General features: G+C 48.4%; 16 protein-coding genes. 3 read left to right on the top strand and 13 right to left on the bottom strand.

From position 1 onward, the window contains the following. Positions 1-109: 109 nt before the first annotated feature. Positions 110-457: an STAS domain-containing protein gene (locus ACWHX8_RS01955; protein ID WP_447970295.1), complete on the bottom strand. Its 348-nt coding sequence runs from the start codon at positions 455-457 to the stop codon at positions 110-112. Between the two features lie 307 nt (positions 458-764). Here ACWHX8_RS01955 and ACWHX8_RS01950 point away from each other — a divergent pair, with 307 nt between their 5' ends. Beyond that, complete coding sequence (locus ACWHX8_RS01950) at positions 765-2135, top strand: hypothetical protein (protein ID WP_447970294.1); 1371 nt, start codon at positions 765-767, stop codon at positions 2133-2135. A 36-nt stretch (positions 2136-2171) separates the two neighbouring features. Here ACWHX8_RS01950 and sucD read toward each other — a convergent pair whose 3' ends face one another. The 11 genes from sucD to ACWHX8_RS01895 all read right to left on the bottom strand — a co-directional run bounded on the left by sucD (position 2172) and on the right by ACWHX8_RS01895 (position 18163). After that, positions 2172-3044 carry a succinate--CoA ligase subunit alpha gene (gene sucD, locus ACWHX8_RS01945; protein WP_447970293.1) on the bottom strand — a complete coding sequence of 291 codons (873 nt, stop codon included), beginning with the start codon at positions 3042-3044 and terminating at the stop codon, positions 2172-2174. Between the two features lie 131 nt (positions 3045-3175). Beyond that, positions 3176-4360, bottom strand: coding sequence for an ADP-forming succinate--CoA ligase subunit beta (gene sucC / locus ACWHX8_RS01940; protein WP_447970292.1), 1185 nt, complete (start codon positions 4358-4360; stop codon positions 3176-3178). Between the two features lie 61 nt (positions 4361-4421). Next, entirely contained in the window at positions 4422-6002 is a 1581-nt protein-coding gene (locus tag ACWHX8_RS01935) for an FAD-binding protein (protein ID WP_447970291.1), read from the bottom strand. A 314-nt stretch (positions 6003-6316) separates the two neighbouring features. Further along, on the bottom strand, positions 6317-7036 hold the full coding sequence (locus tag ACWHX8_RS01930; protein WP_447970290.1) for a 2Fe-2S iron-sulfur cluster-binding protein: 720 nt from the start codon (positions 7034-7036) through the stop codon (positions 6317-6319). Between the two features lie 25 nt (positions 7037-7061). Beyond that, positions 7062-9308, bottom strand: coding sequence for an aconitate hydratase (locus ACWHX8_RS01925; RefSeq protein ID WP_447970289.1), 2247 nt, complete (start codon positions 9306-9308; stop codon positions 7062-7064). 75 nt (positions 9309-9383) lie between these two features. Continuing rightward, positions 9384-11210, bottom strand: coding sequence for a citrate/2-methylcitrate synthase (locus ACWHX8_RS01920; protein ID WP_447970288.1), 1827 nt, complete (start codon positions 11208-11210; stop codon positions 9384-9386). Between the two features lie 31 nt (positions 11211-11241). After that, a complete protein-coding gene (locus tag ACWHX8_RS01915; RefSeq protein ID WP_447970287.1) occupies positions 11242-12441 on the bottom strand; it encodes an ATP citrate lyase citrate-binding domain-containing protein in 1200 nt (399 codons plus the stop codon). Positions 12442-13286: 845 nt separating this feature from the next. Next, entirely contained in the window at positions 13287-13424 is a 138-nt protein-coding gene (locus tag ACWHX8_RS01910; protein WP_447970286.1) for a hypothetical protein, read from the bottom strand. A gap of 431 nt (positions 13425-13855) precedes the next feature. Continuing rightward, entirely contained in the window at positions 13856-15040 is a 1185-nt protein-coding gene (locus tag ACWHX8_RS01905; protein ID WP_447970285.1) for an HlyD family efflux transporter periplasmic adaptor subunit, read from the bottom strand. Position 15041: 1 nt separating this feature from the next. Next, entirely contained in the window at positions 15042-16550 is a 1509-nt protein-coding gene (locus tag ACWHX8_RS01900; RefSeq protein WP_447970284.1) for an efflux transporter outer membrane subunit, read from the bottom strand. Next, positions 16547-18163, bottom strand: coding sequence for a DHA2 family efflux MFS transporter permease subunit (locus ACWHX8_RS01895; protein ID WP_447970283.1), 1617 nt, complete (start codon positions 18161-18163; stop codon positions 16547-16549). Before ACWHX8_RS01895 ends, ACWHX8_RS01900 begins: the two co-directional genes overlap by 4 nt. A 1468-nt stretch (positions 18164-19631) precedes the next feature. Here ACWHX8_RS01895 and ACWHX8_RS01890 point away from each other — a divergent pair. Then, the gene (locus tag ACWHX8_RS01890) at positions 19632-21869 is read left to right on the top strand and encodes an NADP-dependent isocitrate dehydrogenase (protein WP_447970282.1); all 2238 of its coding nucleotides are present in this window, start codon (positions 19632-19634) and stop codon (positions 21867-21869) included. Positions 21870-21975: 106 nt separating this feature from the next. Here ACWHX8_RS01890 and ACWHX8_RS01885 read toward each other — a convergent pair whose 3' ends face one another. Beyond that, a complete protein-coding gene (locus ACWHX8_RS01885; RefSeq protein ID WP_447970281.1) occupies positions 21976-24723 on the bottom strand; it encodes a PAS domain S-box protein in 2748 nt (915 codons plus the stop codon). Positions 24724-25496: 773 nt separating this feature from the next. Between ACWHX8_RS01885 and ACWHX8_RS01880 the strand changes: the two genes are divergently transcribed. After that, on the top strand, positions 25497-25862 hold the full coding sequence (locus ACWHX8_RS01880) for a DoxX family protein (RefSeq protein WP_447970280.1): 366 nt from the start codon (positions 25497-25499) through the stop codon (positions 25860-25862). Positions 25863-25878: the final 16 nt, after the last annotated feature.

Raw genomic sequence — 25878 nt, 5'->3', positions numbered from 1 at the left:
GCTTGGAAATGGCAGAAGATTTTTTGGGGGAAGGTGAAGGCTTATGCTTGCGTGGACAGGGGAAATATGCGGCTCAAGGCGAGGTCAATAGGAGGAGATGGACGGAAGGTTACGTCGTGCTCCCAAGCACAAACGCACGTTCGGCTAACACTTGCCTTTCCGTTTCATAGGTTGGAATCATTGTTGAAAAATTCGCATCGACTAATATTTTTTTGATATGCGTTGGTGGGGACACAAGACTCATCCCGACATGCTTATCCATCAGGGTCAGATGTGCCAATGCAAAAAACCCTAGGGCCGCGCTATCCATCGCCGTCACCTCGCGCATATTCACAATGATATGATGCACGTTGGTCGTTTCGGCATTTCTAATCACAGCTTGAAAGACTTTCCGTGAGTAAAAACTCAGACGACCAGAGATCATGAGCACCAACACACCGTCTTGTAATCGTTCCATTACTTGCATCATCAGACCTTTACACTGTTCTTCATCGGTCGTTTCGTGAAATACTTACGTAAAATTTTCATACGACACCAATTCCCTCCCCTCATCTATTACGAATACCCAAGAACATGCAGGTAACAAGACAGGACTAGCAGTATCCATGCAAGTACTCACAACACACAATACACAGCCCTAATCATCACTACATCATACATATGAACTCACAAAATATAAGATTGACAAACACTATGAGAACAGTACTATACGACTGATCACGATACCTCCACCACATCACGCCTTAAGAGAAGGAGCCAATACCGTGAAACCTTTACTGTGTGCTATTGGAATACTGATACTTGGAGCGTCCACCTTTGCGGATTCAGCATTCTCCAACCCGAATACGAGCTGGATATTATCCGATGACCAACGAAGAAGTTTTCTTCACTATTACTCACCGATCATCTTGAAACGAGCCGATGAGAACAAGATTAAAGGGAAGACTCGAGGTCATGACTGGATCACAAGTTTCAATTTTGATCAAGATGGGAATTTTAGTACTAATCGAAAAAACTGGGAGAAAGAAAAAAGCAAATTTATAGATCGCAAGGGTCACGCAAACTGGAAGATTCAGCCGACTTTGTACACTGCGGCAATTGAGTTTATGCAGAACGATCAAAAAAGTTTAATTCTGCTCTATCACGTCTACCATGCGATGCAAGGTTGCCAAAAACTCGAACAAATCATCTGTAAAAACGAAGACATTCATGATTGGGAACGCATTGAAATTCGCCTTAATCATGTCACGGATACAGGGCCTGGGCAGGGAGAAACCATCGGCTATTATGTGCTCACCGCTCACTCCAAGCACACCGGTCGGCTCGGGGGGCATCCTGACCTTCATTACCTTGACAACATGAATACTCCGCAATCGCTTACCGGAAAACATCTGTTTGTTTGGCAAGCCAAGTGGCGTGGCTCGACTGGACCACGAAAAGGCGAACTACGGTTTGTTGAAGATGAATTGAATGAATTTCTGGATGGCCGAGCGAAAGTCGACATTAGTGGTCATGATGACAAACCGTTTCATTACGTCTTCGTCGATCGAGACGCCAAGGACGCCACGGCCTTCTGGAACGCCCAAAGCATCAACGCTGAGAATGCCGCCAACCTGGCATCAGGAAAAGATGATGACAAAGTCATCAAGACAAAAAAAACCAAGCGAATCACGTATGAACTTCAGGACCTGGCTGACGTCTTCCCAACCCATTGGATTCATGCCAACGGCACAGAGTCCAACATCCATTGGACGGGAACACCCGTTCATATTCAACTGGCCGAACCCATTCAGTCATCAATCACTGGACAAACGATCAACATCCCGGCAGGCCTTCAAGACTTTCATCAACGTTCACTCGATGGCAGCGAAGAAGGCAAACGGACTGGATATCCTAGAAAACACTGGTTTTGGGGGACGTACTTCTGGGGGAACGAAGGAAAGTGGACGCGGGACGCGTATGAAGCGCGTGGCGAAGTTTGGAATCAACACGACTACTTTGCACACGAAGGCAGTGACAATCTTAGAAGCAAACCTTCGCCAGAACAGGAAGCCGGAGAATGGTTACCGGAGGGCTGGCATAAAGCTGAGAATGGAGGATTTGACGGACGGTGGGTTCCATTGTTTTCTGAATAACGAGCCTTGACTCATCGGGCAAGCTAAGAAAGACAGCTATCCGCCCAATGCCGTCTTTACTGCTTGACCAATCTCTGCTGGATTTTTGATGACATGTACGCCGGCGGCTTCGAGGGTCGCCATCTTTTCGGCGGCCGTGCCTTTTCCGCCTGTGATGATTGCCCCGGCATGGCCCATACGACGACCGGGGGGAGCCGTAATTCCGGCGATAAAACTCACGACCGGTTTGGTGACATGCTCCTTGATATACGCCGCAGCCTTATCTTCGGCATCACCACCAATTTCACCAATCATCACAACCGCCTCGGTTTCGTCATCCTCTTCAAACATATGTAAAAGGTCGATATAACCCGTACCAATAATTGGATCGCCTCCGATCCCCACACACGTCGTCTCTCCAAGACCCAGTTGCGTTAACTGATTCACGGCTTCATACGTCAGCGTCCCACTCCTGGAGATCACGCCCACTTTCCCTTTTTTATGAATGAAGCCAGGCATGATGCCGATCTTACATTCGTCCGCAGTAATAATTCCCGGACAATTTGGCCCAATAAGTCTCGTGGCGTGACCTTCAAGCGCTCGCTTGACCTTTACCATGTCGTTCACGGGAATACCTTCAGAAATACAGATAATCAACCACACGCCCGCCTCGATGGCTTCTAAAATCGCGTCAGCCGCAAAGGGTGGCGGCACAAAAATCAACGAGGTCGTGGCATCAGTTTTCTTCACGGCATCGCGTACGGTATTAAAAACCGGAATGCCTTCAACTTCTTGACCAGCCTTGCCAGGCGTAACGCCTGCGACTACTTTGGTCCCGTAAGCTTGACATTGCGTGGCGTGAAATGACCCTTCTTTTCCGGTAATTCCTTGTACGACAACACGCGTGTTTTTATCGACCAGTATGCTCATTCGTAGAACCTTTCGATGATGGCAACTCGGTTATAGCCGTTTCGTTATGCCGAATCCGTTACATGTCGATCCACTGAATGCTGACCGACCCTTCGTTCGTGAACCGTCAATCGGTGGATTCGTCATACATTTCAAGATTTCTTTTTCTTGCTGCACAATGCGACAATTTTCTGAGCGGCTTCCCAAAGATCGGTGGCCACGTCAACTTTCAGTCCAGACTCCGCAAGAAGCTTTCGGCCCTCTTCCGCGTTCGTCCCTTGCAGTCGCACAACAACTGGCAATTTAATACCGACTTCTTTGGCAGCATCGATCACGCCATGGGCAATTCGCTCGCATCGAACAATTCCACCAAAAATATTAATAAATATGCCTTTAACCTTCTTATCTTTTAAAAGAATTCTGAAACCAGCCGCGACGGTTTCCTTCGTGGCCCCGCCTCCGACATCCAGAAAATTTGCCGGCTCTGAGCCTGCTAATTTAATGACATCCATTGTCGCCATTGCCAGTCCGGCTCCGTTGACCATACATCCAATATTTCCATCAAGCTTGACATAATTGAGGTTATGCTTGCCCGCCTCAATTTCCATGGGCTCTTCTTCATGCAAATCACGAAACTTGAGAATAGCTGGATGCTTATACAAGGCATTGTCATCAAATGAAACTTTGCCATCTAAGGCAATTAGTTGCTTATCTGTGGTGATCACCAATGGATTAATTTCCACAAGAGCGGCATTTTTTTCCATGAATAAACGATAAAGATTTTCCAACATTTGAAAAAACGGCTTGACCACCGCTGGTTCAAGTGTAGGTAACCCCAGACCAAATGCTAAATTTCTTCCATTGTGGGATTGAAATCCGACTGCAGGGTCTATGGCTTCTTTCAAGACTTTTTCCGGCGTGTTTTCGGCAACCTCTTCGATTTCCATTCCACCTTCGGTGCTCGCAATAAATGTCGGACGACCAGTATCACGATCCACCAGCAGGCTGAGATACAGTTCCTTATCGATTCCCGCCCCTTCTTCAATGAGCAACCGTCTGACCTTTCGACCCTTAGGACCCGTTTGATGTGTCACAAGGGTTTTCCCGATCAATTCCGTGGCGAGACCTGGCACTTCATCTTTATTCTTGGTAATTTTGACGCCCCCGGCTTTTCCACGTCCACCGGCATGAATTTGCGCCTTAACCACATAGACAGGCGTATCCAAGGCCGCAGCCCACTTCTCTGCCGCGCGCGCATTCTTGATTTCTTTTCCCTTCGGCACTGGCACACCGTATTGGGCAAAGAGTTGTTTCGCTTGAAATTCATGAATGTTCATGTCTGATCCTTTTTGCTATGCGACGAACACCGTACACACTCGTGACGCATTGAACGCCGAGTTAGGATTTTCGTGTATAGGCTGGCAACACCATCGGAGATGTGACCTGGTTCGTCACACCATGTTTTGTGGCTTCGGCTCGAAATCGCGTCAAATGGTCGAGGGTTAATGGACCTTGCGCATCTGACTGTGCTCGTGCAGAGGCGGTTAAGCCTGCGCGCTTTCCAAAGACCATAAGATCTAACAGCGAGTTTCCCATCAATCGGTTACGTCCATGAAGTCCACCAGAGGCTTCGCCGGCAACAAATAGATTCTTCACAGGCGTTTCACTGTTTTCGTCAATTTTCACACCACCGTTCTGATAATGAAGAGTTGGATAAATCAACACAGGATCCTTACGAATATCAACTTGGTATCGCTCATATTGGCGGACCATCGCCGGAAAATGCTTATCCAATGTTCCTTCACCATGCTCGACTTCAAGAAGCGGTGTATCCAACCAGACGCCAACCTTTCCAGAGTCGGATTTGACTCCACGTCCTTCCTCACATTCACGAATGATCGACGACGAGACTACATCGCGAGTATCAAGTTCATTGACAAATCGCTCACCGTTTGCGTTCACAAGATGCCCACCCTCAGACCGGATGCCTTCTGTAACCAACGCTCCGACTAATTGTTCTGGATACACACCTCCCGAAGGATGATATTGAAAGGTATCAATCTGAACTAAAGGGGCCCCCATTCTATAAGACATCGCTAATCCATCACCCGTCGCGCCATAATGATTGCTTGTCGGAAATCCTTGAATATGCAACCGGCCAATTCCGCCCGTTGCAAGGATGACCGTTTTCGCCGCGACGACAATAAGCCGTTTGTTGTCCAAATCCTGCAACACCGCTCCAGTGCACGCTCCTTGCGGATCACTGAGCAGCTCTAACGCCGCAGCAAATTCTAGAAGCGGAATTTTTTGGTTGAGGACTTCATCCTTTAGCACTCGCATGATTTCCAGACCCGTGTAGTCAGAACAGGTCAGCAGACGTTCTTTAGAACTTCCTCCACCTTTTTTGACGTGAAGATTGCCATCGGCATCTCGGTCAAACAAGACCCCTAACCCAAGTAACCACTTGGCGATAGTTGGCCCCTCTTCAACCATAACTTTCAAGAGGGCATGGTCGTTCTTCATATGACCACCCTTGAGGGTGTCAAGAAAATGTTGAACGGGAGAATCGTCAGGAGCCACAGCAATTTGCATCCCACCCTGTGCCATCACCGAGTTAGAGTCAACAAGCCGCAGCTTGGTTGCTAACAGCACATTGGCTCCGGCCTCATGGGCATGCAAAGCAGCCGCACACCCCGCACCCCCGCCACCCACGACAAGCACATCGACGGAATAGTCCGGAATCAGAGGCAGGTCTGGCGGGATAGGGCTTTCACCTTCTAAAATAGACGCGAGCTCTCTGACAGTCTGATCGCCAGCATTCGGACCAAACGTAATCGGCCTGTACGCCTGCTCACGATGATCAGGATGATATTTTTTTATCAGCGTATCGCGCTCAGCGGGAGTGAACTTCGGGATGGATTGCGCTCGACGCTTATCGCGAGACTTATGAACAACGTCATGGAGAGTAGGAAGATCCACTCGGGTACCTTTAAGTAATGTAATATTTCGAATAGCCTAACAAAAACAGCAAACAGAATATGACCACAACGACTTTCTATCTACCATCTATCGTGCCTGAGAACACCTGTAATAAAAACCATCTTGAGCAGGAACCTGACGCATTAAAAAATGAAAATATAGATGGCTATTTACAATATTCGACTATCGTGTTCTAGAGTTACCGAGGCAAGAACAAGTGAAATTCTAGTGAAAAATGTAAAGCGAAGAGAACGTTCTCTTAATCCCGTTCGCAATTTTCATTATATATTTTCGACTTTTCACGTTGAATTCTTTTACGGAATCTTCGCAGATGCCTGCTGCAATTCCTCATCAGACATCTTCAGGACTCTTGCCCAGTCGGCCTGATAGCGACCTTCTTCAATCGCTTGAATTCGTGTATCTAGGCCTTCAGGCTTATCCGTAAAATGCACCCCTTGAGCACGACTTGCATATACGGCCACGAGATTGGGCGCAATGTCAGCAATGCAGACCGGAGCGCACATTCCGCACATGACGCAATCCATAAACATTTCCGAAACAGCCTGAAAGTCACCAAACACCGCCTTCCAGACTCCTTCACGCACATCAATAGACTGTGGACAGGCCTCGGTACAAGCATTGCAGTTCCGACAGAGAGGAGCTTCTGGATACAACGTAAAAAGATCTTGTTTAGGATCCTTGAGCTCCGTCAAGTCATACGTGGCTTTTCTCGCAGGGAAGGCCGGCATGAATGAAAACGACATGCCGTCTTCCACTGCAAACGAACAGGCCAAACATGTTTTGACTTTCGGATCATCTTTGGTTCGATAGTACGTCGCACACGCTCCACAAAATCCGCCAAGACACCCGACACCACGAATCACTTCTTGGCCGGTATACCAGAGAGCCTTGATCAGCGTAATGCCAGCTGGAACTTGGAAGGGTTTTCCCTCAATCTCAACCGTGACCATTTGAGGTTGAAGACCTTCCTCTTGATCTAACGTACGTTCTTTATTAAATGCATCAGCAGTCATGATGATCCGTCGGGAAATGGAAATGTTAATTTAAGGCGTTCAACGCCGACCCAGCTCTAAACCACACAATCTGCTGTTCGGTCATGCTGTGGTTGGCTTTAATGTTCACTTCTTTCCCATCTTTCTTGTGAATCGTGATATCGATGGGTTGCCCAGGAGTCAAATTGTTCAGTCCGTGTACAGAAAACCGGTCTTCCTGCTCAATCTGATCATAATCACTCGGATTCGCGAATGTCATGGGAAGCACACCTTGTTTTTTCAAGTTCGTCTCATGGATCCGTGCAAAGCTCTTCGTCAGAACAGCTAACACGCCCAAGAATCGAGGAGACATGGCCGCATGTTCCCGACTGCTTCCTTCGCCGTAGTTTTCATCACCGACCACAAATGACCCAACGCCTTTTGCTTTAAAGTCACGAGCAATTTGCGCAATGTTCAGCCCTGATTCGCCGGTAAGAACATTGGTGCCTTTTCCAGGCTCGGGTGAAAATGTATTCGTGGCACCCAAGAACATGTTATCGCTAATTTTGTCGAGATGCCCACGAAACTTGAGCCATGGTCCAGCTGGAGAAATATGATCGGTTGTGGTCTTACCCTTTGTTTTTAACAGAAGTGGAAGTTTGTCAAAGTCCTTCCCATCCCATTTGGGAAATGGTTGCAACAACTGTAAGCGTTCGCTTGTCGGTGGAAGGTCAACTTCAAGTCCTTCTCCATTCTCTGCCGGAGGAACAAATCCTTCTTCACCCTTTGCGAAACCATTAGCTGGCAGTTCTTCGCCTTGCGGAGGATCAAATTTGAGATCTTTCCCATCAGCGGTTTTAATCGTCTGATTCACAGGATCGAATCCTAAATCACCGGAAAACGCATACGCCGTCACTACTTCCGGGCTCGCCAAAAAGGAGAGCGTTTCGGCAATGCCATCGTTTCGACCTGGGAAATTCCGGTTAAAGGTGCTCACGATCGAGTCTGCCTTACCTTTCACTCCGTCCGCACGTTTCCATTGTCCAATACACGGACCACAGGCATTGGCTAAGACCGTTGCCCCCATATCCTCAAATGTTTTCATGAATCCATCACGCTTCATCGTGTGATAAATTCGTTCAGACCCAGGACTCACAAGAAACGCGGTTTTGGCTTTGAGGCCAGCCTTGAGACCCTGTTGAGCAATATGTGCGGCACGTCCGATGTCTTCGTACGACGAGTTCGTACAGCTACCGACCAAGGTCGCCTTCAATTCAACTGGATACCCTTTCTCCTTGGCTTCTGCCGCCAACTTGGAGATTGGCCTAGCCAAATCCGGCGAATGCGGACCAACGACATGCGGCTCAAGCGTTGACAGATCGATTTCCACAATCTCGTCATAATATTTTTCCGGTGACGCATAGACTTCAGGGTCGGCAACCAGCAGTTCACGATTGGCTTCAGCCAATTTCGCAATATCTTCCCGCTCCGTGATGTTCAGATACGCAACCATTTTTTGATCAAATGGGAACACCGATGTGGTTGCGCCCAGTTCAGCCCCCATATTCGTGATCGTGCCTTTTCCTGTGGCACTGATAGTTTCTGCGCCAGGGCCAAAGTATTCGACAATCTTATTGGTTCCGCCCTTCACCGTTAGCTTCCCACAGATATAGAGGATGACATCTTTGGGTGACGCCCACCCGTTCAGCTTCCCAGTCAACTTCACACCAATCAATTTTGGATGTAAGACTTCCCAGGGCAGCCCAGCCATGACTTCGCCGGCATCTGCACCACCGACGCCGATGGCAAGCATCCCTAATCCACCCCCGTTTGGCGTGTGAGAATCGGTTCCAATAATCAGTCCACCTGGAAAGGCGTAATTTTCAAGAACCACCTGATGAATGATCCCGGCCCCTGGCTTCCAAAACCCAATGCCATATTTTTTCCCAGCAGAGGCAAGAAAGTTATAGACTTCTCGATTTTCATCATTGGCGATCATCAGATCTTTTTCAGAACCCATTTCAGCACGTATGAGGTGATCGCAATGAATCGTGCTGGGAACCGCGGCTTGCTTCTTTCCCGCTTGAATAAACTGCAACATCGCCATTTGCGCAGTGGCATCCTGCATGGCCACTCGATCTGGACGAAGCGCCAACATGGCCTTCCCACGATCCCAGACTTGTGAATCAAAATTATCCGCATGGGAAACTAAAATTTTTTCAGCCAACGTGAGGGGACGACCAAACTTCTTCCGTGCTTTTTCCACCACGCTTGGCATTGAGGCATACAGCTTTTGTACGAGTTCTAGGGACATGGCATTCTCTCCGTCTCTTTCCGATTGCCAGCTGTCGGTTTCGACCCTTGCAATCAGAGGACAATAAAAATTGCGTTATTGTAAAGGTGGAACTTCGCGACGCTTTGGCGACGCATAATTCACCAAATAGTCAAACAAACGAATCAGTCGGCTCCCTTGACGTTTTTGATCGGTCCAATGGCCAATCATGCCAATCGTTCGAGCCAGAATAAAGAAACCATTCAAACTATCAACTGGGAATTTCAAGTCAACCAACACCGCTGCCATCGTACCGTCGACATTCAAAATCAAATTATCTTTTTTCGTCGCGGTGATTTTTTCAACTTCGAGCGCAAAGTCCAAATGCGGAGTCTCGATATCAAGACTCTTGACATATCCAACGAGTTCCTTCACTCGCTTATCAGGATTCCGTAAACTTTTCACACGATGACCGATTCCAGGAACCGGCCCAACATTCTTCTTCATATAGCCCAGAAAATCATCAACAGACAATTTATTGTCGATGGCATACTTAAACCACTTACCGGCATCGGTCACCGCTCCACCGAAACGAGGCCCAATCATGATCATTCCAGCGGCTACGGCCTGGGATAGGCCAATGCCAGCGCAAGCCGCGATGACAGTCGTTAACGCACCGCTGACACAGGGCCCATGATCGGCTGACAACATAATAATTCGCTTGATGATTTCGGCTTCCTGCTTTGTCACCAAACGATTATCCCACAACAAACCGATGATATGCGGAATATCGTACCCATTATTAATGAGTTCTGAAGCTGGATACCCTTGATACAGCGGCTCATCTCCACGATCATCACTAATGGTGGACCGAATCAATGGGGCGACGAGAACTTCACCATCATTCTTGGCCTCGGCAACAGTTTTGGGAAGCCGCGGCACATCCGCAGGAGCAAGCTCAGGGATGGCTTTCACTTCGCCACTCTTCAAGAGTTCTTGATGCGTCGCTTTAATCGCAGGCCCCAACGCGCCAAAGGTTTCCGGGACCAATGCTCCGGCCTTTTTCAATGCTTCCGATTTCGCCCGAGCTGACCCTTCTCCTTTTAACCCTTCTTTCGCACCGGCATGCCCGAACTTCATGCCTTTCGGAAGACTTTCTTGACAGAAACCCGATACTACAGCAAGCAATTTAATACGACGTTTCTTCGCGCCATACCACTCGGCGGCACGCTCCTCCAAGTCGCCTCCCATTTCACCAACAATAACCACCGCTTTCGTCTGAGGATCGTTTTCAAACATTTCCAAGTAACTGACATAGTCGGTTCCTGGGTAGGCGTCACCCCCAATACCGATTGCGGTCGTAATGCCGTCAGCGAATTGCGAGCAGATCCAAATAATTTCGTTCGATAGCCCGCCAGACTTGGTGATCACGCCAAATGAACCAGGGCGATAGAGCTTACAGGAAACCAAATTATCGAAGGCTCCTCCAATCACGCCCAAACGACATTCGCCGGCCGAAACCACTCCAATTGAGGAAGGGCCATTGAACGTTTTCTTTAACCCACGGGCATGCTTCCCGAGTAATTTGGCATCTTTTTCAGGCAAGCCTTCGGTGATCATTGAAACGGTTTGGATATGTGCATCATCCAATGCTTCCTTCGCCGCGGCATAGGCGCGATCGGCACCGACATAGACAAGACTGGTGTTAATCTCGGGATGATTTTGGGTTGCTTCAGCCACTGACTTATAAATTGGAATCGCCACCAACTCCGTTCCGCAAATAATCTCATTGGTCTTTCCAGCATCAGGCGGATAGACAAACGCTGAAACGTTCAACGGCTGCTTATTCATGTACCGAAACTCGGCCATGCGACGAGCCGCATTCACGCCTGCGACCCCTCCTTGAATAACCACATGTGTGTCTTTGGTTGCGAGAATACTCATCGAAAGTGTCTCCTAAGCCTCAAATTCAAATTTATGATTTCGCCGCCATCGCCATATCGACAATATCTGTCAACGGCGTCGTGCGATCAAATACATGAATATCAAAACCTTCATCTTGGAGGGCGCGCATGGACGCGAGTCCTTGCTTCTCGTTCGGACCTCCCCGTCGCACCCAAATTTTCACACCATCCAACTTCCCTTCGGCTTTGGCTTTTCGGAAAGCATTTATGATTCCACCAAAGGTCTTTTTTACATCGGTGAAATTGGCAATCGCTCCCCCAACAATAATGTGCTTGAGCTTTGGGAGTGAACAGACTTTTTCGGTGAGAACTTCAACAGCCCAATCCGGAGGATCGCCTGAGTATTCCGCATAATTCGCCAGCTTTCCCCCTCGAGCAACGACAGCATCGGAGTAATAGACACTTGCACCGCCGCCCGCTGGTAACATCGCGATATTTCCGCCAGGAATTTCGATCAACTTGACGGAACCTTTGACTTTCGCATCAACGGCCATGACTTCTTCTTCATTTTTGGTATAGGCCCGACCAAATTCAGCGGCAAACGGAAAGTTCCAATCCTTGTGACGGAACTTTGCATCACCATCCAAAAGCGTCACCGCATCCAGTGCGACAAGATCGCCATTTCCGTCTTTCACAACGGGATTAATTTCTAAATATTGCGCATCTTCATTATCAAAGCAGATGTAGAGTTTTTTCAGGAACTCAGCCATCTTCGAGGCGGTATCACCAGTAAACCCAGCATCTTTCGAAAGAGCCGAAAGCTCTGAATCAGTTGGAGCCCCTCCGATGTCTACAAGAATACGTTTCACCTTTTCCCAATTGGCCTCAACCTCTACGCCACCATAAGTTGTGGCCATAATTTCCACGCCTTCACGGGTGGACTTTGCTGAAACGTAGTATTCTTCCTTGTGATCGATAGCTTCGGACACGATCACTTCTTTAATCGTGACCGACTCAACTTGCTTTCCTAACATTTCGCGAACGGCAGATTTGGCCTTCGCAAGATCCAACCCTACCTTCACAAGACCGAGTTTGAACCGAGACCCCAAAGCCTCATGAGCCTTCACAACAAGCTTACTTTTAGTCAGCCAGTCATTGGCGTTCGCTAATTGATCAAACTCATCACCAGAACTCACCACAACATAATTCGGGGTTTTCAACCCCCACTTTTGAAGGAGACCCATTCCAGGGCCTTCAAGAACTTTAGCCATAGTTTTGCCCTACCTTAAAATAAAGACAAGTCTAGAGTGAACCACAACGCGTGGAGATTGTGGATTGTACGGAGATGCAGCACCCTTCGCAACCAATCAAAAGACCCAACTTTGCACCCTGAAGCCCTAGAAGAAAGGCCGGAGCCAGACAAGGAAACCAAGAGGGAATCAGTGCATTTTTACGTCTAAATGATCAAATAAATCAAACTCTTATGAAATATAACCTTATAGCCTAAGAACACAAACAATTTCCCGTACAACAATGATACGGTTTCTGAAAACAGTAATTACCAAAACAGACATTAATACCAAGATTCATGTTGCTCCAATCACCAGGAGCATTCGACGACAATAGTATCGCGCCAGACAACTCGCCCATCCATACTGAGTCGAATTCCCTGCGTCGAGGAACACTCCGTAAACAGATGACTCGTAAACTAACTGCCCTGATTCATACTCATGAAGCCTGGGATTTTATAACCGTCGAGGATAACCTCACGCAATTAAGGAAGAATTGGACATCCAGCGTGATTAACCGACGCCTGGCCAGCACACGGCGTACATACCAATCGCCCCCCGAGACTAGAGATACAAAGCCTTTGGCCAGATAGACATATCCGCAGTCGATGGTAGGGCGATTCCAGACCCATTCGTCGCATAAGCATCCCCACATATGTCCGACCCACCATGACGTTTTCTTGGCACAAGAGGTACCGAAGATCTGGCCGGCCGCAAACGGGAACTTCAGATGCAACTGATTTCCGGAGGCTACTCGCCCTCAGAGATCGGTTGGGGCCGATACTAGAGGCAGTCGCAACGAACCCTTAAGACCGTCGCCTGTTGGCTCAGCGAGAGCTGATGCAGGCAGGCATCATTGCCTTCCGCTCAGCACGTCCGCTTTGGTCTCCACGACGACGTCGATGCACCTGCCAAGCCTGTTCTGTCGGTGCCCAGCGAGCGTTCACCAAGGGAAATTCCGCCATGCATAACAGCCCCTTCGACCGAGACCAAAAGTCTGACTGACCACGGTGAGGGGATTGTTTTTCTGTACTTATTTCATTAACGCAAATCGAACGGCGTGGGGCAGGCTAAGAGTTGGGCTGCTTTGTCTTAAATCGCTTTCTCCGTTTTCACGCGCTTCACCTAGGCTTCCAATGCTTGGACACATTGCGGTTCACTGAGATGAGGACCTTGTGTGTTGCGAGCATCGTCCGTCCCAGCTTAGTCCCGCATCCCTCACCTTAATGAATGCCCACGCATATTAGACCACTTCAGACACTGCATCATTTTTTCCTGCAAGAGCACTTAATAAATCGAAGTCGAACCATAATGATCAAGAATACTATTTCAATATGCCAAGATTCCTTATACAAACACTGCTCTTTAACTCCTCCTTGCTCCTGCCTCCGAACCTTTAAAGATCGTGCTCCAAAATTAGATTCTCCTCTATGATCTCTTGAGCCATAGATTCTGCCATGGTCAATTCGTCGGCATAGATATTTGTCTCATACTCATGAGTGGAAGTCGTGGCTAGCGAGACATCTAATGGTTGTCCTGCCTCGCTCACGTTAATGTAGGTTTTCGTCGATAATCCAGGACGGATCGGGTGCTCCAAGACCTCTTCTTTCAGCAAGGAAATGCGCACAGGCACGCGCTCGACAATATGAATAAAATTACCGGTCGCATTTTCAGGCGGAAGCAAGGCAAAAACACTTCCAGTGCCAGGAACCAGTCCTTCGACCGTCCCATGATAGGTGTGTTGCTTCCCATAGACATCGACATGCACCAGTGCCGATTGTCCTGGCCGAACTTGACGCATTTCGGTTTCTCTCAAGTTTACTTCTACCCATAAATGGTCCAAAGGCACGATGGTCATTAATGGCACTCCTGGATGAACCTGATCTCCAACCTGAGCACTGCGTCTGGCGACATAGCCTGAAGCCGGTGCTCGGATACGCTGCCTGCTATATTCCAGATAGGCTCCAATAAATTCATGTTTAGTAGCTTCAACAGCCGGATGATGAATGATATCCACACCGCCAACCTCTGCTGTGAGTGCTTGAAATTCCTCACGCACTTCCATGACCTCAGCCTGAAGTGCTCGCATCTGATCAAGGGCATTCTGAAGAACCTGCTTAGAGACCGCACCGCTGGGGAGCGCCTCACGGAAACGGACGACATCGTGTCGAATCAAATTGAGTCGCGCCATTCGTGAAGCAAATTTTTGCTGGACCCTCCGTCTTTGGGCTCGTAACGATGAAATTCTGCGAACTTCCTCACCCAATAAGCCGCGTGTTCGCCCTAATCTGGCCTGAGCCTGATGTTCATCGAGACGAACAAGGAGATCCCCCTTTTGCACATGCTGAGTTTCCTCAACAAGAACCTGAGTGATAATGCCGGTTGCCTGCGCCTCCAATTTGACAAGGTTCCCGGCAATAAAGGCATTATCAGTCCACACCCAAAAACGAGCGTAGTACCACCAATACCCGCCGTACGCCAATGTAGCAGCAAAGAGTAGCAGGGCAACCACCGCAAGGCGACGGTTACGTCTATTACGAATTTCTTTCGGACGAATTTTTACGGTTGGTGTACTCATCATTTCAATCTATAGTTGGAGGAGATTCTGGAATGGGGTAGCCACCGCCTAAGGCTTCGATCAAATCCACCATCGCAACAAGTTGATCACTTTCCAGAGCCTCTAATGCGAATTCCTGATCCAGCACGGCAAGATACTGCGTTAACACCTCACGACGATCATCTAACCCACTGTGAAAACGCACTTCAACGAGGCGCCAGTCGTCACTCACCGAAGTCAGCAAACGACGGTGCGCCTCAAGCATGGAGCGAGTCTCATGCCAGACACTCAGACTATCAGCTACCTCACGCATGGCCTCCAGCAAAGTCTCGTTGTACAGCTCGACGGCCATGTCGTATTCTCTCCGTTGCGCCTCCAATTCCCCGCGAAGACGGCCGCCTTCGAACCAAGGAAGCCGAAGACCTGGCCCCCCACCGTAGGCGAGGCTGGAACTTGAAAACAGAAAATTCCCCAGGGCCCCGGTCCCGCTCGCCAATGTCAGAGCCCTCAAGCCAACAAAACCGTTTAAATCGATCGTAGGGAGGAATCGAGTTTTTGCCACCTTGATGAGCATGGCAGCAGCCTCGGCTCGATATTTGGCCGAAGCCAGATCCGGACGATGCGCCAACAACCCGATCGGCAGTTCTGGGGGCAAGGGAATTCGTCGCGGGAGAGTCGCCGTGTCGGTGAACAGATCCTGCCCCCAATCAGGACCGTGGCCGCTCAATTTGGCCAACAAGTACCGTTGAAAATCAAACTGCTCACGAGTACCGGCTTCACGCTTGATCACGGCTTCTAAGTCTGCGGTAGCCTGCAGAACTGAAGTGCCATCATCCAGGCCGGCTTGAAACCGGATCTTTGCCAGATTCACTAACTCCTGTCGACTCTCCACCATTCCCTCGATGACCTCAAGCTGTCGACGCAACGCTCCACCACGGAAATAGGACCGCGCGATGGCAGTCGTCAACAACAGCCGCACCTCCGCTCGCTCCGCATCTTCGGCCATTTCCCGGCCTATAGCGGATTCCATCATGGCGCGATTCTTTCCCCAAAAATCCAGCTCCCAACGAAAACTCAACGGATTGATCAGACCCTGAAGGATACTAATCCCAGCCACCTCAGGATTGAGGGCGGCAAATACGCCATGTTCTGAAATGCGCTCTGCAGTCAGCTCGGCATCTGCCTCCAGGAACGGAAGGAGCCTCGCGCCTTCGACACGAACGAGGGCGTGTGCCTCGCGCAAACGAGCCGTTGCGACCTTGAGACCAGGATTATCGACGAGAGCCGTATCGATCACGTGATCGAGTTCAGAACTTGCAAACTCTTTCCACCAACAGTCCTTTGGCCATTGTGGAATCGGACCATCCGGTTCATGGTGGGTCGCATGGGAGAGTGTATGCTCCATAGAAGACGGCTCTAAGTATTTCGCCTGTTCTTTGTCAGGTGGAATCCAGGCACAACCGACGCCCAGCAACAGACATCCCAGACCACCCATAAACATCCGACATCGTCTCAACACAGCTTGAGCACTCATAACGGTTCTTCCATGAGCTCTTCAGCCCTCATTTCCAGCAACTCTTCTTCTTGACCTGGCTGTAAAGGCAGTTGCGTAGGATAAGCCAACCAGACAAGTACGGCCAATCCCGCAAACAGGTAGCTGGCAAGCAGAAATGCGTCGCTCATAGCCAGGATGCCGGCATACTGTTTGACAAGTTCGAGTAGTTTGCCCTTCACCATGCCGGAATCGAGGCCGGCACCCTCTAGCTTGGACGAGAATCCTCCCAGCACATCGAAGGAGGAAAATTGCCTTCCCCCAAAATGGTTCGATAAATGAAGCTGATGGAAGGGGGTGCGTCGAAAGTGCACGATCTCTTGGTACGTAATGCCAAACGCCCCGGCGGCGATACGCAACAGATTGGCTGTTTCCGCTGCACGCATCACTTGTACGCCAGACAATCTGTGAAGGGTGAGCACGGTCAGCGGGGTGAAAAATGAACCTAGAAAAAAACCTTCGAGTAGCATAGGCCAAAAAATTTGATCAAAGGAGTGAGGATCGTCGTACAGGCCAATCCAGTACAAAGTGAAAGCAAATCCAATAAAGTTAAGGCTCGCGAGCATACGAACATCAACCCGTTTGGAGAGTTCGTGCATCACGACGATCATCGGGGCCCCCAACAACATCAGAGGAAGAAGTGCCAAACCGGCAAGGAGTGAAGAATAGCCCAACAATAATTGAATCTGGACAATCAGTAGCGTGAGGAGTCCTTGGATCGAAAAGAACCCTACCACCAAACAGATCACGCCAATTGTAAAATTGCGATCGGCGAATAAGCGTACATCTAAGACCGGATGGCGTTCGCCTAGCTCCCAAATAACGAAACAGGGAAAAGCCACAATGACGACAACCAGCACACCACGAAGAAAGGGCGAATCAAACCAGTCGAAATCGTTCCCCATGTTGAGGATGGTTTGGATACCACCTAAAATCAAAGCCAGAAGGAGAAAGCCAATAAAATCGAACCGAATGCGCTGGGGATAAAATCCACGCCGAAACAGTAAGGCACCCATGAAACCTGAAATGACTAAGGAGAGTACGATGTCCAAATAAAATAAATAACGCCATCCGAGATCATCCGCGATCCATCCACCCACAGGAAGACCAATGGTAAATGGCGCAATAGTGAGCAGACTCCAAATCGCTAATCCCAACGACTTGAGTCGGTCTGGATACTCGCTTAACAACATGTCTTGAGAAAGAAAAATCGTAAGGCCGCCTGCAAACCCTTGAATGATGCGGGCATTCAGAAACTCCCAATGCGTCTGACTGACAGCGCCCAGATACGAAGCAACGGCGTACAGAATAAACGAGACAATGAACATTCGGTATTGGCCAAACCGTCCAGACAAGGTTCGGCCAATGGGAATGCCCAACGCCAACGCAATCATGAAGTCCGTCTGTGCCCAGGTCAGGAAACTCGGCAGCACTCCCTCCAGATCACCAGCCACATGAGGCAACAATGCTACATAGGACCCGGCATTGAACATCACCAGGATGTGCGCGAGACCGAGCGTGAAGTTGAACAGAATAAAGTGCCAGCCTCGCAACCGCTTGGGAAACACCACTGGCCGGGCTCTCCCCCAACTCACAAGGAAAAACCTTCATTTGAATGAGATGGATACACACGATGCCCCACGATTTGTGGGTAGACCCGAGTGAGGTATTGTGAAAACGGACTCTTATGCGGAGTAAAAACCCACGTCAACAAAGAATACTTCACCAACTAATTTCCTGACCTGGACCTGAGAGCAAAGCGACCAGCTCAACACTCCACATCCTGCTTCCAGTAATTTGCAGATTGGAAATGACAAACATACTCAACAGAGCACGCCCAGACTTCTGAGAGAAAAAGAGAACGGTAGGTCTTCCAAATTGCAAAAAACTTCTTATGAAAATAGAAAAACCACGACTTATCCCACCAGCCAGTTACACACCATGTGATCGACAACATGGTAAGGCGTGACATGATTCACAATGTTTCTCTCTTTAGAATATTGCTAAGAATTATTATTGGATCAAATCCTGACAAGAGCGGAGAAAGCAATCATCATGCCTTAGATAAGGGTTCTATTGTACGTTCTAGAAATCGAAACCCAAATATCCTGTGAATACTGGCAACTTCTAGCCTTGGCACGAGAAGAATTCCGCGAATGCACTAAGGCAAGGTAATCCGTCTACGAAAATGCATTCAGCATGGGGGGGGCGAATTCAGGTTCTTCCCAACAAATAACTTGAGAATAAAATTTTTGTTGAGTTTTGCAGTTTTCACACTGGGTGTGCGGATTAGCATTGAGCGCCCTGTTCGATTTCGAAATTACGAAGAAATACCATTTGACTATAGTGTCTCTATTGTCCTTTCCCGAATAGGATCACCGATTGAGCTTGTGATAGCGTATTGATACAGCGTGTAGTGCGCAAGTCTTTGTAGCCCCTGCGTTGGGGGATTGCTAAAGTTGCCTCTGTTTCTCTTGCCATTAGATAGTCGTTCTAGCAATGCGGTCGTTCCTCTTGGCAATCTCCCATCAAACACGCAGTCAGATCCTGCTGTCTTTCTTCGAATATTCGATAACCGTCGGGCAGGTCCACTCAGGTTTCAGACTTCGGAATATCCATTCCACCGACGCGCTATCCCAGCAATTGCCTTTCCGACTCATACGTTGCCGCATCTGCCGCTGTCGAAAGCTAGTGACGATAGATCACACTACAATATTGTAGGCCTTACTCCGACTTGTTTGAGCTGTAGGCTATCACCTAAACGAGCGTCCACGTTTATTAGCCCACTTCACATTATATTACTCAATAACCATGGATCATACTTTGACACTCATCTCAAAAAATATACTAAACAGTTGATTTTCAATGGTTTTTATTTTTTACATAGACAGATGACATGCCCTTCAAGGTCTATTCTGGGTCTTTAGTCTCCCTACTTCTCATGGGCCCTTCGGTTGATTGCTCATCTGAAAAAATCCATTTAAAATTCTCAGTTCTGAAAATGTGAGCAAGAAATTACCAAACAACCTATTTCTCACCAAAATTATTTAAGGGGTATCCATCATGTCATCACAACCAGATATCATTTACACAAAAGTTGATGAAGCACCGGAACTCGCGAGCGGATCGTTTCTCCCAATCATTCAAGCCTTCGCGAGCACGGCTGGCGTGAACGTTGGCACAAAAGATATTTCGTTAGCCGGCAGAATCATTGCGCAATTTCCTGAAAAACTGAAGCCGGAACAACAACAACCCGATGATCTCGCCTTACTTGGTGAAATGGTCGAGACGCCAGATGCGAATGTCATCAAGCTTCCGAACATCAGTGCTTCGATCCCTCAAATCCAAGCATGCGTCAAAGAATTGCAAGAACAAGGTTATGCCATTCCCGATTATCCTGAAGATCCTAAGAATGATGAAGAAAAAGCTATTCAAGCCAAGTACGATAAAGTAAAAGGAAGCGCGGTGAACCCGGTGTTACGGCAAGGCAATTCCGATCGTCGCGCCTCGACATCGGTAAAACAATACGCGCAAAAGAATCCGCACAGAATGGGGAAGTGGACGAAAGATTCAAAAACCCATGTCTCCAGCATGTCTGGCGGAGACTTCTTTGATAACGAAAAATCAGCCACGATTACCGAACAATCCGCTGGAAACGGTCGCATTGAATTTGTTGGTGCTGATGGCAGCACGAAAGTGCTGAAAGATAAAGTCGCCCTCGACAAGGGTGATGTGGTTGATGCGACGAAGATGAGTGTCAGTGCGTTGCGAAAATTTTTCAAGGAACAAGTTGCCGAAGCAAAGAAAACTCCAGACGTGTTGCTTTCATTACATATGAAAGCCACGATGATGAAGGTTTCTGACCCAATAATTTTTGGTCATGGCGTGACCGTCTATTTTGAAGACGTGTTTACGAAACATGGAAAGGTCTTTCAAGAATTAGGCGTCAATCCAAATAATGGGTTGGGTGATGTCTATGCCAAAATTGGCAAATTACCGGCGGCTCAGCAAGAGGAAATCAAAGCGGATATCGAGGCCGCGATGAAGAACGGGCCAGACTTAGCCATGGTGGACTCAGACAAAGGCATAACCAACCTTCATGTCCCGAGTGACGTCATTATTGATGCGTCAATGGCCGCAGCCCTTCGTACTTCCGGTAAGATGTGGGGTTCGGATGGGAAAGAACATGACATGAAGGCCATGATCCCCGATCGCAGTTATGCGGGCATCTATCAAGCCGTCGTAGACTTTTGTCGAGAGAATGGCGAATTCGATCCTGCAACCATGGGAAGCGTACCCAATGTCGGCCTGATGGCTCAAAAAGCGCAAGAGTACGGCTCACACGACAAAACCTTCGAAGCCGCTGACAATGGAACCATTCGCCTCATTGATGGAGCAGGGAAGGTCTTACATGAAATCCCAGTCGAAAAAGGTGATATCTTCCGTGCGTGTACAGTCAAAGATATTCCGATTCAAGATTGGGTCAAGCTGGCCGTGAAACGGGCCAGAGCCTCTTCTACACCCGTCGTGTTCTGGTTAAACAAAGACCGGGCTCACGATGCGCAACTCATTGAAAAACTAAACCGGTATCTGAAAGATCACGACACAACCGGTCTCGACATTCAAATCTTGCCTCCAGTTGATGCCATGAAACTTTCCTTGAAGCGCGCCAAGGAAGGGAAAGACACAATATCTGCCACAGGGAATGTGCTTCGAGATTATCTCACTGATCTTTTCCCGATTTTGGAATTAGGAACCAGCGCCAAAATGTTATCCATCGTCCCTCTTATTAATGGCGGTGGCTTATTTGAAACCGGGGCGGGAGGATCCGCACCGAAACATGTGCAACAGTTTGTGAAAGAAGGGCACTTGCGTTGGGATTCACTCGGAGAATTTTTAGCACTCGCCGAATCCTTTGCCCATCTCAGTCAGAGTAAGAATAATAAGAAAGCTCAGGTGCTGGCCGATACCCTTGACCGGGCAACCGGGAAACTCATGGACAATCGAAAGGCCCCAGGCCGGGTACTTGGTGAGTTAGATAACGCCGGAACCCATGTGTGGGAAGCGCTGTATTGGGCTCAAGAACTCGCTGCACAAAACGACGATCCAGAGTTAAAGGAGAAGTTTACTCCGATCGCCAAAGAACTTGATAGCAATATCGATAAAATTCTGGATGAACTGAAAGCCAGTAAAGGTAAGCCTGTCGATATCGGCGGCTACTATCATCCTTGCCCGGACAAGGTCAGGGACGGGATGCGTCCGAGCGCTACGCTCAACAAAATAGTGGCCAGTTTGGGATAACCGCACACAATCAGGCTGTCCCTCACGTGTAAAAAAATCGAGCCGGGTTTCTTAGGAAGCCCGGCTCGATTGCGTGAGAGACTGACGGACAATTCTTTCACTCCCCTTACTCAAACGTTGTAGGCTCGGGCGTCTTATTCAACACCTTTTCAAGGACAACACTCAAATCATGGATCAAGACGGGTTTGCTCAAAAATGCTCGGATCCCAAGTTGCATCGCTTTCTCTTGATTGATCGTGTGACTAAACCCCGTACAGAGAATAATTGGCAAATCCGGTCGGATGGCCAGAAGATGACTTGCTAACCGTTCCCCCGTTAAATGTGGCATTGTTTGATCTGTAATCACGACATCATACCGTGAAGGGTCATCCTGAAATACCTTCAGCGCTTGCCGACTCTCCTGCTGCATTTCCACCTCATAGCCCAATTGCATGAGAAGCTTTTGGACGGCCTCGCCGAGAATCTCTTCATCTTCAACCAGCAACACATAGCCTTTTCCCGATCGAATTGATTTTTTCACAGGAACGTCAGGTAACGACTCTTCAACCCGCGGAAGATACATGGCAAAAGTCGTCCCTTGCCCCACGGCACTCTCGACAAGTATAGAACCACCGCAACTGGTAATGATGCCGTGGACAACAGATAAGCCCATCCCTGTTCCTTCACCAACCACCTTTGTTGTAAAGAATGGCTCAAAAATTCGCTTGATGACATGGGCGGGTATGCCACGACCCGTATCTCGTATGGTAAGTTTCACATGAGGCCCCGGCTGAATAATGGGATGCAAGGTCGCAAACTCTTGAGTGATGTCAACTGGACCAAGCTTTACCTCAAGAATCCCACCTTTTTCTCTCATTGCATGTTCGGCATTCGTACAGAGATTCACTAATACCTGATGTATCTGTGTCGTGTTCGCCAAAATGGTATCCGACTCAGTTGCGAGATAGGAACGGATCTGAATGGTTTTCGGAAGGGTTGCCCGCAACAGTTGAAGCGTTTCTTTCACCACGACATGTAGATGAATCGCGTGACGTTCCGGTGCTTTCTGCCGGCTAAATTCCAATATTTGCTGAACCAGTTCCTTGGCCCGCCAGGCCGCAGTCGAAACTTTTTCCAAATACGCTCGCTCTTCAGCATGCGCAGGTAACTTAATCAGGGCCAAATCTGTATAGCCGAATATCGACCCAAGAATATTGTTAAAGTCGTGAGCGATCCCCCCTGCCAGCGTTCCAATCGCCTCCATTTTTTGCATGTGCAGCACCTTCAATTCACTCTGCCGAAGGGCCTCCTCCGCTCGGTGACGCTCGGTGACATCAAAAGCCACGCCAGTAACACGACGTGGATGACCGTGTTCGTCTGTCAACACTTGCCCTCGTCCAGCGATTCGAACTTCATACTGTGTCCTCTGCTTTCGGATACGAAATTCGAAGTCAGAAGATCCTCCCTTGGCAATAGACTCCTGTATGGTACGTCTGACACTGCTTACATCCTCTGGGTGAATAAACTGCATAAATGACTCAAACGTGCCACCAAACGTGCCTGGAGTCAGACCAAAAATTACTTCAAGCTCTGGAGACAGGAAAACGACATTGGCATGAATATCGTAATCGAATGTACCCATTCGGCCAGCTTTGAGTGCGAGCCTGAACCGCTCCTCGCTTTCCCGAAGTGACGCTTCAGCTTTTTTTCGTTCGATGGTATCGCGGAGAAGCTCATCGTTCACCCGCGTCAATTCCAACGTTCGTTCTTGTACTCGGGTCTCCAATATTTCTTTACTCCGGCGCAATTCTTGAGCTGTTCGCTTGAGTTCAGAAATATCGTCAGCTACATACACGACCCCCAAGGTTGTTCGCGTCACATCAGCAACGGTAGCAGCCGACATACTGACCGTAATGGCTTTACCCGTCTTGCTAAACCAACAAGTTTCTTCATCTTGAACCGTCCAATTCCCAGAGGGCGCGTACACTTGCAACTCAAGAAGAGGAGGTGAGGGGTAAATCACTGAAATAGCTTTCCCCAAAAGTTCGGATTCTTGATATCCCAGCAACGAACAAGTGGCTCTATTGGTAAGCCGGATAACACCTGCAAGGTCAACCACCAGAACGGCCCCTCGCATAGTGTCAAGAATCCGTTCAGCGGTGAACGCTGGGGTCAAATCCACCAATCGATATCGCCAGATTGTCATGGCAGACGTAAGGGTAAACGTCAAAATCGGCAGATACCCAAAAGGGTAAACCGCAACCCCCAACTTTGGAAGAAAATCAACACAAGAAAAATAGGCAATACCAAACCCAATCAAGAACCACTTGGCCCTTTGTTTTTGGGGATCCAAATGCAGTTGTGTATACTTAAACCGAAAGTACAACAATCCGCTAATCATCATGCCGGAAACATAGATCATAAACGGCACGCCCAACCATCCATATTTGGGGTAAAATCCCCACCAATATTGATATAGTCCAGCAATCATGGCATCCGACATCAATGTCACCCCAAAAAACGCCGAAGAAAGCAACCAATTAAACCAGACAATCTTTTTCCAATGTCCTTTGAGTTTGAGAATCTCCACCATAAAGTGGTAGATCGCCGCGGGTATCCAGGGAACTCCAATATATGCGAACTCGACCCACCAGAGCGCAACCGATTCCAAACGTGCGCAATACATCCACGTAAACCCAAAGAACCAGAGTGAAAATGGCGTAACCATAGCCACAAACAACCAGCTGACAACCGAGCCTCGTTCTCGAATGAAGACGGTAAGACCGACCAAGAACACGACGACGGCAGTCACAATTGTAGGGAGAGCATAAATACTGAATACGTAACTCGCCGGATTGAAGACTTGCTCGATCATGAAATATTTGAGAAACAACTCAGGAATGGTAACAGGTTATAGCGAAACATAAGGCTCAAAGCCCTCGTGCTCTATGATGCCATGGTCCAACGCATGATCCCGTTCATCAAAAAACACGAGCGTAGAGACGGGATGCATGGTGTGGAACGTCCACAATATACAGTATCGATCACCACACACATTGAGAACCTCATGTGGAAGAAACGCCACACAGCATTCTCAAATAGTGAGTTCTTGGGGTTGTTGTGATTCAAGCTTACCAGAGCGATGGCTTTAAATCTTTGCATATGACAGAGAAGACTGGATAGGCTACAAGGGATTGAGACTCAATATTAGCACTATCTTCATATTTTAATGCAAAAAAAGTGGAACACAACTTTGTCGGAATCCACAGAGCATTCAGAAGTGACCATAGCAACGATTTTTGGGAAACGTCGAAAATTCGAATAGAAGCAGGGCTGGGATCGTCCCTCACGTGAAGTGTCGACAAGCAGTAGCCAAGACAGCGAAATCACACACGTCTTCCACACGGGAATGTATGGGAACGGCTATAGTCGACATCCTCGCTTTTTGAACCTGAAACCCCTCCATTATTCTCAAAGAATTCTTTCACCTCTTGTATGGAGTCGCATGAATACAAGCTCATACTGCAAACCCGATCTCAATGACCATGAACAAGGATGAATCCTCTCATTTGTGAGTAGACTTCAGTTACAAAACTGGCTACAGTGGAAGTGAGCGTTGCAGATCTTCAATCAGACTGGGTAAACATCATGAAACAATTGATTCAAACAAGCCTTTGGATCCTGCTTGGAATCATTTTTCTTTTTGCCGGAGGTTCAAAGTTATGGGATCCAACGGCTCATGCAGAAGAATTTGCCCATTGGGGCTATCCCCTATGGTTTGTCTATGTCACGGGAACGATTGAGGTGCTAGGAGCGATTGGACTCTTCATTCCGGCAGGAAGATTATATGGCGTTCTTCTCTTGAGTCTGACGATGATCGGAGCTTCCATTACCCACCTTCGCGCAGGAGAAATGGGAGCCTTTCCTGTCCCAGTCGTACTCCTGCTAGCGTTATTGACTCTCGCCTGGACCATGCGACACCCGAAAAGAAACGCTTATAGCGAAACCAAATAACTTCCAGCCGAATGTA

The organism is Nitrospira sp. M1 (genome assembly GCF_965152605.1).
Note: the sequence above shows the minus strand (reverse complement) of the source record. Positions and strands in the feature narration are given on the sequence as shown.